Source organism: Streptomyces sp. NPDC050287 (assembly GCF_044459385.1).
In the GTDB taxonomy this organism is placed as follows: domain Bacteria; phylum Actinomycetota; class Actinomycetes; order Streptomycetales; family Streptomycetaceae; genus Streptomyces.
On sequence record NZ_JBITIY010000010.1, the window covers coordinates 177,850 to 189,327 of the forward strand.

5 protein-coding genes are annotated in these 11,478 nt (G+C 73.4%); 4 read left to right on the forward strand and 1 reads right to left on the reverse strand.

What is annotated here, in order from left to right:
- Positions 1-386: 386 nt before the first annotated feature.
- The 4 genes from ACIBK3_RS32040 (at position 387) to ACIBK3_RS32055 (ending at position 7,111) form a co-directional block, all read left to right on the forward strand.
- Positions 387-1,112, forward strand: a complete 726-nt coding sequence (locus ACIBK3_RS32040; protein ID WP_399371048.1) for a type VII secretion system-associated protein — start codon at positions 387-389, stop codon at positions 1,110-1,112.
- Positions 1,109-2,395, forward strand: a complete 1,287-nt coding sequence (locus ACIBK3_RS32045; RefSeq protein WP_399370909.1) for a ricin-type beta-trefoil lectin domain protein — start codon at positions 1,109-1,111, stop codon at positions 2,393-2,395. Before ACIBK3_RS32040 ends, ACIBK3_RS32045 begins: the two co-directional genes overlap by 4 nt.
- Before the next feature lie 154 nt (positions 2,396-2,549).
- Complete coding sequence (locus ACIBK3_RS32050; RefSeq protein ID WP_399370910.1) at positions 2,550-5,864, forward strand: right-handed parallel beta-helix repeat-containing protein; 3,315 nt, start codon at positions 2,550-2,552, stop codon at positions 5,862-5,864.
- A complete protein-coding gene (locus ACIBK3_RS32055) occupies positions 5,861-7,111 on the forward strand; it encodes a S8 family serine peptidase (RefSeq protein WP_399370911.1) in 1,251 nt (416 codons plus the stop codon). Before ACIBK3_RS32050 ends, ACIBK3_RS32055 begins: the two co-directional genes overlap by 4 nt.
- A 98-nt stretch (positions 7,112-7,209) precedes the next feature.
- Here the strand turns inward: ACIBK3_RS32055 and eccCa are convergent, their stop codons facing one another.
- Positions 7,210-11,226, reverse strand: a complete 4,017-nt coding sequence (gene eccCa, locus ACIBK3_RS32060; protein ID WP_399370912.1) for a type VII secretion protein EccCa — start codon at positions 11,224-11,226, stop codon at positions 7,210-7,212.
- Positions 11,227-11,478 lie beyond the last annotated feature (252 nt).

Below are 11,478 nucleotides of genomic sequence, written 5' to 3' on the forward strand. Positions count from 1 at the left end.
CTCGGGGGCGAGCTGTCGGTCGTGGTCAGGGGCCCGCGCAACGGCCGGCCCGGAAGAACTCCGGGGATCCGGGCGGGCGTTGGGCCAGCGCCGCGTCGAGGTGTGCACGGCGCCGGGGCCGACGGCGCACCCAACTTAGCCCGTCGCGAGGAAGGCATCCGCTCAGCCGCCCCAACCGCCCCGTCCCTTTGTCCCTCCTCGCCTCACTGCTCCCGGAAAGTTCTCCAACCGGGCAGTAAACGGGCACGTGGGAGCCCGATACGGATCTTCCCCGGACGCCCACGGGTGGGGCGTGTGTGGCATCCTGTTGGCTCCCCGACCGATCAGTGTCGGCGCGTGCGCGCATGGCGCCCAAGAGTTCGTACGGATCCAAGATTCAGGTGGAGATGCGGCCCGGAGAACGCCAAGAGGCCAGGCAGGGCGCCGAGTCCGTGTTACGCGAGGCCGCTGACAATCCCGGCATACCCGAGGCCGTGCGGGCCGCTGCCCGCCGGGCGCCAGGGCACTGGATCGGGGTGGTGGACCCGGAGTGGACCGAGGAGCGCACGCCGCCGGAGTGGGCGGTGCTGGGGGAATGGCAGTCGGACGAGAGCGGCGGCGTGGGGGAGTACCGCGCCAACCCGGCGTACCGGCCCTCGGCGCGGATGCTCGGCTGGCCGGAGCCCACCGACCCGGTGGACGCGGCGGCGCAGCGGGCCGCCACCGGCTACGGCTCGGTGGACGCGGCGCTCGAGGCGCTCGCGGAGGCGGAGGTCTCCGTGATGCGCGGACCGGACAGCCGGCCGCTCATGGCCGCCGGGCGGGACGGGGCGCCGGTGGTGCTGGTGTTCACCTCACCGACGCACGAGTTCATGTCCCAGGAGGTCCACCATGACACGCTTCCGGCACGGGAGTTGGCCCGTTCACTGAGCGGTCCCGGCACCCTGCTGATGGTCAACGCCGGGGCTGCGGCCCCTCTTCTCGTCCCGGCGGACAGTCTTCCCAGCGCCGTACGCGGGGCGGGCGACCAGGGGACGCCCGTAGCGGACGCAGCGGCGGAGGAACGTTCCGGCGCTCCCTCGACCGACAGCTCTCCTGAACCCTCGCCCCAGACCACAGGGAGGACCCCGTGACGCCGTCGGCCGAGCACACCCCCACATCACCGACGGCGCACGCGGAGTCAGCTTCCGGCGGCGAGAAGACGACCGTCACCGCGAGCGCCGTGACCGCCGCCCACGCCGAGCCCGAAACCGAGCCCGCAGAGACGAAGACCGGAGCCGATACCGGTACGAAGGCCGCCGTGACCGGGACGGGTACGAGGGTCGCCGAGGCCGGGACCGGTACGAAGGCCGCCGAGGGCGAGGAGAAGACCACAGAGGGCACGACCACCGAGGGCACGACCACAGAGGGCAAGGCCACACAGGGCAAGACCACCGAGGCCGGAACCGCCTCCGACACCCGGTCCGAGACCGAGACAGAGGCTGATACAGAGACCGAGTCCGGCTCCGAGACCGACCCCGGTGCCGCTGCGGCGGCCAAGAGCCGGTTGCCCGCGCTCGTGCGGACCATGACGGTGACCGCGATCGACCGGCCGCAGCAGCGGACCGCTCCGGTGGGGCGGCCCGGCAGGGCAGTGCTGGCCGGCGCGGCGGTCGCGGGGGCGGTGCTCGTGTCGGTGCCGTTCCTGGTGCTCGGCGGAGACGACGACAAGGCCCCCAAGACGTCGGCGGCGGCGGGAACGGTGCTCGGCGGGAGTTCCGAGGACGCGCCGGGCGATTTCGTGGTGACCTCGCCCGACACCGGGGCCTCCGGCGACAGCGAGAAGAACTCCGGCAAGCCCGAGAAGCCTGTGAGGGAAGCCCCAGCCTCCGCCTCCGCGCCCGCCCCGGCGCAGAACAAGGACAAGAGCGAGGCCGAGGATCAGCCGAAGCAGGACTCCGGTCAGAGCGGCCGGCCGAAGAAGCCGAGCGGCGGAACGAAGGCCGGCGGCGGGAACAACCAGCCCGCGAAGGCCGGTTCGGGCCTGACCCTCAGTTCTCCCGTCTCCCTGCACAGCCATCTCTCGGGCCGCTGCATCGACGTGCCGGACGCCGACTTCGGCGACGGCAGGAAGCTGCACGTCTGGGACTGCAACAACAGCGAGGCGCAGCAATGGCGGTTCGCCTCCGACGGCACCATCCGCATCAAGGACAAGTGCCTGGATGTGGCCAACGCGAACTTCAATGACGGCACCCCGATCCAGATCGCCTGGTGCAACGGCAACAACGCCCAGAAGTTCGTCCTGAACGCCAGCCACGACCTGGTCAACACCGTCGTCGGCAAGTGCGTCGACATCAAGGACAACAACCGGGACAACGGAGCCTCGCTGCAACTGTGGAGCTGTGCGGGCACCGACAACCAGAAGTGGAGCGTCTGACCGGACGCCCCCGGATCGTAGGCACCGGGGGCAGCGCCCCCGACAGCCCGCCCCGCCCCGAGGGGCGGCATGATGACACCGTCGGCTCGCCGACACGCGGCCCCCGGAAGCGGGGCGCCCGTCCAAGACGCCGCCGAGGCAAGGAGGTTGGTGCGTGTCGCGCCAGGTACTGACGGTCGGACCGGGAGACCGGGACCGCTACCGGACCATCGGTGAGGCACTCGCGGCAGCCCGTACCGGCGCGCTCATCAGCGTCCGGCCCGGGACGTACGCGGAGAACCTGGTGATCCACACCCGGGTCACCCTCACCGCCGCCGAGGGCCGGGGCACGGTGGAGATCCGGCCGCGCTCGGGCAGCGTGCTCGCGCTGCGCGCCGACGCCGTGATGCTCTCCGAGTTGACCCTGCGCGGCGGCGACGCCGAGCAGCCCGCCGTGGACGTGCGGCGCGGGCAGGCCGCGTTCGACGGCTGCGAGATCGTCGGTGCCGCCTGGACCGCGATGCTCGCCGGGGGCACCGGTTCGCTCGCGCTGCGGGACTGCCGGGTGAGCAACCCGCAGGGCGCCGGAATCGTGGTCACCTCGACCACGCCCACCACCGTGGAGTCCTGCACCCTGGAACACCTGGGCACCAGCGGCCTGGTCCTCGCCGAGCAGGGCGACGCGCGCATCCGCGGCTGCACGGTGCGCGACGCCCGCGGCAACGGTCTGCTCGCCAACGGTGAGGCCCGCGGCACCGTCGAGGACTGCGACATCTCCTCCACCGACAAGCCCTCCATAGCCCTGGAGCAGAACTGCACCACCTCGGTGATCCGCACCGTGGTGCACGACACCAGCACCGGAGTCCACCTGAGCAGCGCGGGCCGTACGACGCTGGAGGACGTCCGGGTCACCGGGGCCTCCGGTACCGGGATCTCGCTGGCCGCGGGCACCGACCCGGTGCTGCGCCGCTGCCGCGTCTCGCGCACCCGCGGCCACGGCGTGCTGGTCACCGACCGGGCGCGCGGCACCTTCGAGGACTGCTGGGTGGACGGCGCGCAGGGCGTGGCGCTGCGGGTCGCCGGCGCCGCCTCCCCGGCGCTGACCGGCCTGACGATCCGGGACTGCCACGAGACCGGGCTGCTCCTGGAGGAGGACTCCGCGCCGGAGCTGGACCGCCTGGAAGTCATCGGCGGCTCACCCGCGGTCGCGGTTCGCGGCGGCGCCAACCCGCTGCTGCGCCGGGCCCGGCTGGTGGAGCCCTCCGGCGACGGCATCGTGGCCACCAAGGGTGCCCGCGGCCGCGCCGAGGACTGCGAGATCGTACGGCCGACGGGCGCGGGCGTGCGCGCGGCCTCCGGCAGCACGCTCTACCTGGCCGGCGGCGGGGTCTCCGACACCGCCACCAGCGGCCTGGTCGTGGAGGACGGCGGCAACGTCACCGTCCGCGACTTCCGTGTCGAGATGTCCGGCGAGGACGGCGTGGTGGTCGCCGGGGGCGGCGAGCTGACCGCCAACCGCACCGCGGTGCACGCCCCCCAGGGCCACGGCTTCCTGCTCCACGAGGGCGCCCTCGCCTCGCTCAGCGGCTGCGAGGTCACCGGCGGCGCCCAGGACGGCTTCCGGGTGGAGTCCACCGCGCCGGTCTCGCTGGTGAACTGCCTCGCCCGGGAGAACGAGGGCGGCGGCCTGGTGCAGACCGCGCCCGGCGAACGGCTCGCCGTGGAGGGCCTGACCAGCACCGGCAACGGCAAGCGGGACGCCTGGGGGAGCGGTAGCGCCGAGAACACCGACCCGGCCGGATCCGGAGCCGCGGACGCGCCCGCGCCGGACCGCGAGGACGGCCCGCTCGGCGCCCTCAACGCGCTGATCGGCCTGGACAACGTCAAGCAGCAGGTGCGTACCCTCGTCAACCTGACCCAGCTCGCCCAGCGCCGGGAACAACTCGGCATGTCCGCCCCGCCGATGAGCCGCCACCTGATCTTCGCCGGCCCGCCCGGCACCGGCAAGACCACCGTCGCCCGCCTGTACGGGGCGATCCTGGCCGAACTCGGCTCGCTGCGCAGCGGGCACCTGGTGGAGGTCTCCCGCGCCGACCTGGTCGCACAGATCGTCGGCGGCACCGCGATCAAGACCACCGAGACCTTCCAACGGGCGCTCGGTGGCGTGCTGTTCATCGACGAGGCCTACACGCTCACCGCGGACAGCGGCCATGGCGGCGCCGACTTCGGCCGTGAGGCCGTGGACACCCTGCTGAAGCTGATGGAGGACCATCGCGACGACGTGGTGGTGGTCGCGGCCGGCTACTCCCGCGAGATGGAGTCCTTCCTCGGCTCCAACCCGGGCCTGGCCTCCCGCTTCTCACGGACCGTCGAGTTCGAGAACTACTCGGTGCCCGAACTGGTCGCGATCATGGAGAACATGTGCGCCCAGCACCAGTACGAGCTGGCCGAGGGCACCGCGGCGGCGCTGGCCGCGCACTTCGAGGCGATGCCGCGCGACGCCGGCTTCGGCAACGGCCGTGCCGCGCGCGGGGTGTTCGAGGAGATGGTGGACCGGCAGGCGGTCCGGCTCGCCGCCCTGCCGCAGGTCGGCGAGCACGACCTCAGGCTGCTGCTGCCGGAGGACGTCTCCGCCACCGCCGCCGCACAGGCCACCGAGACCCCGGCTCCGGACAACGACCCGCTGACCCGCCTCGGCGACATGATCGGCCTGGCCGAGGTGAAGCGCGAGGTCACGAACCTGGTCAACCTCATCACCACCGCCCGCCACCGCGCCGCCGCCGGACTGCCGGTGCCCTCGATCAGCCACCATCTGGTCTTCACCGGCCCGCCCGGCACCGGCAAGACCACGGTCGCCCGGCTCTACGGGGAGATCCTGAGCCAGCTCGGCATCCTCTCCGGCGGACAGCTGGTCGAGGCGGCCCGCGCCGACCTGGTCGGCCGCTACATCGGCCACACCGCCCAGCTGACCCGCGAGGTGTTCGAACGGGCCCGCGGCGGTGTGCTGTTCATCGACGAGGCCTACACCCTCACCCCGCGCGGCGGCGGCGCCGACTTCGGCCAGGAGGCGGTGGACACGCTGCTGAAACTGATGGAGGACCACCGCGACGAGGTCGCCGTCATCGTCGCCGGCTACACCGACGAGATGGAGCGCTTCCTCGCCTCCAACCCGGGTCTGTCCTCCCGCTTCCCGCGCCGGGTCGCCTTCGCCGACTACTCCTCCGAGGAACTGGTCACCATCGTGCGTACCCAGGCCGCGAGCATGGGCTACGAGTGCAGTGCCGGCACCGGCCCGCTGCTCAAGGAGTACTTCGACGCGCTGCCCCGGGACCGCTCCTTCGGCAACGCCCGCCTGGCCCGCCAGGTGGTCGAGTCGATGGTCACCCGCCAGGCCGGACGGCTCAGCTCACTGGCCGTACCCACCCTGGACGACCTGCGCATCCTCCTGCCCGAGGACGTCACGGGCGCGGCCCCGAAGGCGGCCCGGTGAGGCCGCCCGCCCGCGGGGGCGCCCGCCTGTTGTCCGGCGCCGGCCTCGCGGCCGCCCTGCTGCTGCCCGCGGCCCTCCCTGCCCAGGCGGCCCCCTTGTCGGGCCTGCCCACGGCCGACGGGACGAAGAAAGGTCAGGAACTGCCCGGCATGCCCTCCGCGCTCGATCCGGAGGCCGAGCAGGTGGCCTGCACACCCGCCTCCGGCCGGCAGGCGAAGAAGCGGGACTGGTCGCGCCAGCGCCTCGACCTGGACCGGCTGCACCGGCACAGCACCGGTACGGGCGTGACCGTCGCCCTGATCGACACCGGGGTTGCCCCCGACGCCGCCGGGCTCGGCGGCCGGGTCACCGCCCAGGGGGCGGCCGGGGACGACTGTGTCGGACACGGCACGTTCCTGGCCGGGTTGATCGCCGGGACCGGCGGGGACAGCCCGGCCCTGGCCGGAGTCGCCCCGGGCGCGAGGATCCTGGCCCTGCGCGGCACCGACCGGCGCGGCGAGGCCGGTCCCGGCCTGGTCGCGGAGGCGGTGCGCGAGGCGACCGCCGCCCGGGCCGGGGTGATCGCGGTGACGGTGGCCCTGCCCCGCCGTACCCCGGAGCTGACCCGCGCGGTCGCCGAGGCCCGCCGCGCGGGTGCGGTGGTGGTCGCCGCGGCCACCCCGGACCCGCCGTCCCGGGGCGGCACCGACGAGATCCCGTCCCGCACCTACTGGCCGGCCGGCGAACCCGGCGTCCTGTCGGTCGCCGACATGCTCCCCAGCGGCGCCCGGCCGGACGGCTCACTGCCCACCGGCGGCGTCGACCTGGCCGCCCCCGGCGCCGGAGTGGTCTCGGGCGGCCCGCGCGGCGAAGGCCACTACCTCGGCGCCGGCGCCTCCGTGGCCACCGCCTACGCCGCCGGGGCCGCCGCGGCGGTCCGCGCCGCCCGACCGGACGACTCCGCCGCCGCCGTCACCCGCCGCCTGACCGCCACCGCGTACCCCGCCGACATCCCCCAACTCGACCCCTACGCCGCCGTCACCACCATCCTCGGCGACTCCGGTCCGCCCGTCGGCACCGACCGCGGTTCCGATCCCGTGACCATGAGGGACACCTCCACCGCCGACCGCGCCACCGGCCGCGCCACCCTCTTCGTCCTCCTCGGCACGGCCACCGTCCTCGCCGTCCTGTGGGCCGCCTTCGCTCTTCCCCGGGCGCGTGCCCGGGGGTGGCGTCCGGCGGGAGCCGGCGGAGCGGGGAGGGAATGAGCTGAAGACCGAGGGGCAACGCTCGCACCCCGAAGCCCCCAGCGGGGGCCACCCGTCCAGGTGGCCCCCGCTTTCCTGCTTCCTCTGCGTGCCTTCTGTCAGTCCCCCTGCCCCGCGCTCTCCTCCACCAGTGCCGTCTGCATCAACCGCTCCCGGCGGCGGGCGATGTGGAGAGCCCGGCCGGGCGGGAGGTTGCGGGGCTTGGCGTTGCCGAAGAGGCGGCCCTCGGTGGGCGGGCAGGACAGCAGGACGGCGGGGTTGTTCGCCTCGTCGAGGCGGCGCAGGAGGCCGTCGCTCAGGCCGCGGCCCGCGCCCATGGCACTGCGGGCGACGACCAGGTGGAGGCCCATCTCGAAGCCGAGTGTCAGGTGTTCGAAGAGGGGCTCGAAGGGGCTCTGGAAGGAGTTGCTGGAGACCATGTCGTAGTCGTCGACCAGGATGAACAGGCGCGGGCCGGTCCACCAGTCGCACTGGCGCATACGGCCGGGCGCGATGTCGGCGCCGGGGACCCGGGTCTTCATCGCGCGGGCCGCGCCCTCGATGGTCTCCTTGAGGTTGTCCAGGGAGATCACGTGCCCGATGCGGTACTCCTCGGGGATGGTGTCCACCAGGGTGCGCCGGTAGTCGACCACGATGATCTTCGCCTCGGTGGGGGCGTAGCGGTCCGTGATGCCCGCGGTGACGCGGCGCAGCAGGTTGGTTTTGCCGCTCTCGGTGTCGCCGACCACGATCAGGTGCGGGGTGCGGCTGAAGTCGTGCCAGACCGGTTCCAGGGCGTCCTGGTCGATGCCGAGCGCGAGGCGCATGCCGCCGCCCTCGGTGGCCTCGGGCGCGGGGAGTTCGGCGAGCGGAAGGCGGTGCGGCAGCATCCGGACCTGCGGGGCGGGTGCGCCGGACCAGTGCCGGGACACCTCGGTGACCAGGTGGGCGACGCCGTCGCCGAGGTCGTCGAGGGAGCCGCTGCCGTCGAGGCGGGGCAGGCCGGCGAGGAAGTGCATCTTGCTGTCGGCGGTGATGCCACGGCCGCCGCTGCGCGGCACCGAGCGGGCCTTGCGGGTGTCGATCTCGGAGTCCATCGGGTCGCCCATCCGCAGTTCGAGGCGGGTGGCGGCCTGGTCGCGGACCTGGGCGGACAACTCCACCCAGCGGGTGGTGGTGACGATCAGGTGGATGCCGTAGTTGAGGCCGCGGGCGGCGAGTTCGTTGAACTTCGGGATCAGGTCGTCGTAGTCCTGGCGGACCGTGGACCAGCCGTCGACCACCATGAACACGTCGCCGAAGGGCTCGTCGGGGAACTCCCCGGCGGCCCGGCGGCGGCGGTAGGACTGCATGGAGTCGATGGTGTGGTCCACGAAGAACTGCTCGCGCCGGGCGAGCAGCGTCATCACCTCGGCGACCGCGCGGTGCACCCGCTCCGGGTTGAGCCGCGCCGCGACGCCGCCGACGTGCGGCAGCGCGGCGAACTGCGAGAGGCCGCCGCCGCCGAAGTCGAGGCAGTAGAACTGGATCTCGGCGGGGGTGTGGGTGAGGGCGAGGGCGGCGATCAGGGTGCGGGCGAGGGTGGACTTGCCGCTCTGCGAACCGCCCGCGACGGCGACGTGGCCGCCGGCCCCGGACAGGTCCACGATCAGCGGGTCACGGCGCTGCTCGAAGGGCTTGTCGACCAGGCCGACCGGGACCCGCAGCTTGCCGGTGCCGGGCCAGCCGGCGGCGGTCAGGCCGCGCTCGGGGTCCGGGGCGATGCCGGGCAGCAGGGCGTCCAGCGGGGAGGGTTCGTCCAGCGGGGGCAGCCACACCTGGTGGGCGGCGGGACCGGAGTCGCGCAGCCGGTCGAGGGCCACGTCGAGCAGTGTCTCCTCGTCGCCGCTCTCCTCCGCCTTCGGCTCCGGTTCGGGCGCGGCCTCCAGCGTGCGCGGCACCACCCAGCCGCTGGTCCACGGCACCACCTGGCTGGCCACGCGGGCCTGGACCACCGCTCCGGTGCGGCGCCGGTAGCCGCCGGAGGAGTAGGCGGCACGGAACCGGGTCAGGGCCTCCACGCCCGACTTCAGATAGCCGTTGCCGGGCTGGGCCGGAAGCTGGTAGGCGTCCGGTACGCCGAGCACGCCGCGGCTCTCCATGGCGGAGAAGGTACGCAGACCGATGCGGTACGAGAGGTGGCTCTCCAGCTGGTGCATGCGGCCCTCGTCCAGGCGCTGCGAGGCGAGCAGCAGATGCACCCCGAGGGAGCGGCCGAGGCGGCCGATCATCACGAACAGATCCATGAACTCCCGGTGCGCGGAAAGCAGTTCGCTGAACTCGTCGACCACCACGAACAGGCTGGGCAGCGGGGTGAGGCCGGCCCCCGCGGCACGGGCCCGCTCGTACTCCAGGGCGGAGGTGTAGTTGCCGGCGGAGCGCAACAGCTCCTGGCGGCGCATCAGTTCGCCGTGCAGGGCGTCCTGCATGCGTTCCACCAGGGCGACTTCGTCGGCGAGGTTGGTGATGACGGCGGAGGTGTGCGGGAGTTCCTCAAGGCCCAGGAAGGTGGCGCCGCCCTTGAAGTCGACCAGGACGAAGTTGAGGGTCTCGGAGGAGTTGGTCAGGGCGAGGCCCAGGACGAGGGTGCGCAGGAGTTCGCTCTTGCCGGAGCCGGTGGCCCCGATCAGCATGCCGTGCGGGCCCATGCCTCCCTGTGCGGACTCCTTGATGTCGAGTTCCACCGGACGCCCGTCCACGCCGACCGCGACCGGCACCCGCAGCCGGCCGGAGCCGGTGTGCCGCTCGAACAGGGTGCGCGGGTCGTGCCGGTGCAGGTCGGGGATGCCGAGCAGGGTGGTCAGCTCGACGTCGGTCTCCAGCGGCTGCGCGATGTCGGTGCCCAGGCTGATCCGGCGCGACGTGAGCAGCCGGGCCAGCGACTCGGCGCCGAGCGGGCCGAGCCGGTCCGGGCGGCCGAGCGGCACGGAGCGCTCCTTGCGGCTGCGGTCGGTGCGTACCAGGCTCACCCGGTCCGGTCCGACGGTCAGCCGCAGCGTGTTGCGGCCGGGCCGCCAGCGCAGCGCCCCGGAGACGTCGAGGACCACCGCGTTGCGGTAGCCGTGGCCCTCCCAGCGGTGGCCCTCGGGGACGGTGACGCCGTCCAGGACGACGACCGTGTAGGGCTCGTCACGGCCGGGACGGGCATCCGGGTCGAAGCCGGGGCGCTCGGCGAACTCGGCGCCCAGCAGGTCGTCCAGCTCGGCGAGGTCGGCGGTGATCCGGCGGACCTGACCGGCGCCGTCCTCCTCGTGCGGATGCAGCGCGTGCGGCAGCCACTTGACCCACTCCCAGTCGGGCCGCCGCTCGTCACTGACACAGACGGCGAGCCACAGCTCCTCCGGCGCGTGGAACACCGCGAGCTGGCCGAGCGCGGCGCGCACGAGGGCGCGTACGGCGTCGGCGCCCGGGCCGGACGCCGGGGCGCCGCTCTCCTCGTACGGCGGGACGCCCGGCTCGGCCGACTCCTCGCCGTCAGTCCCCTCGGGGCGCAGCAGAACCCGTGCCGAGGAGCGCAGGTAGAGGCCGAGGGGCTGCTCGGGGATGGTGGAGTAGGCGCGGATGAAGCGGCGCAGGGCGTGCGCGGTGAGCGGTTCGAGGTCCTCCACCGGGCGGGTGGAGACCGGTTGCAGGGTCAGCGCCAGCTGCTGCTCGCCGACCGCGAGCCGGATCTCGCCGAAGTCCTCGTCGGCCGGGCGGCGTTCCCAGAGCCGTGAGGTGCGGGCCAGCGAGCGGAGCGAGGCGGGCTCCGGGTGGCGCCAGGCGAGCGCCCGCTGCTGCTCCACGATGGTGGCCCGGACCCGCTTGCGGGTCTGCGCCAGGTAGCGGAGGTAGTCGCGGCGTTCACCCTTCAGGCGCTGCTTGCGCTCGCTGGAGCGGCGCATCAGCTGCCCCAGCAGCATGGCACCGGCGGAGAGCGCCATGACGCCCATCGCCAGATACATGAAGACGCCGTTCCCGCCGCCGGGGCGCAGGAACATCAGCATCATCGACACCGACATCAGCGCCATCGGCAGATAGGTCCATATCGCCGAGGTGTCCGGAACGGTCTCGGCGAGGACCGGCGGCTCCTGGAGGGTCAATTGCCCTTCGGGCATCTCCGGTCCTGGCCTGCGGGCCGGCCGGCGAAACAGCACCACACTCAAGGAACAGAACCTCCGGGTTCACTGGTCTTTCCGGCCCGCACCGAATACCGCCGCGGCCGGTACCGGGAAAGTGCCGCACCGTACTGTTTCCTGCGATTCCCGGACAACTGTGAAATCCGGGCGAAAGCCGCGGGCATGACCGCACGGTCGGGCAACTCCCGTACCTGTCGGCTCCGGACCGGGCAGGTGTCCGGGTCCGCGGCA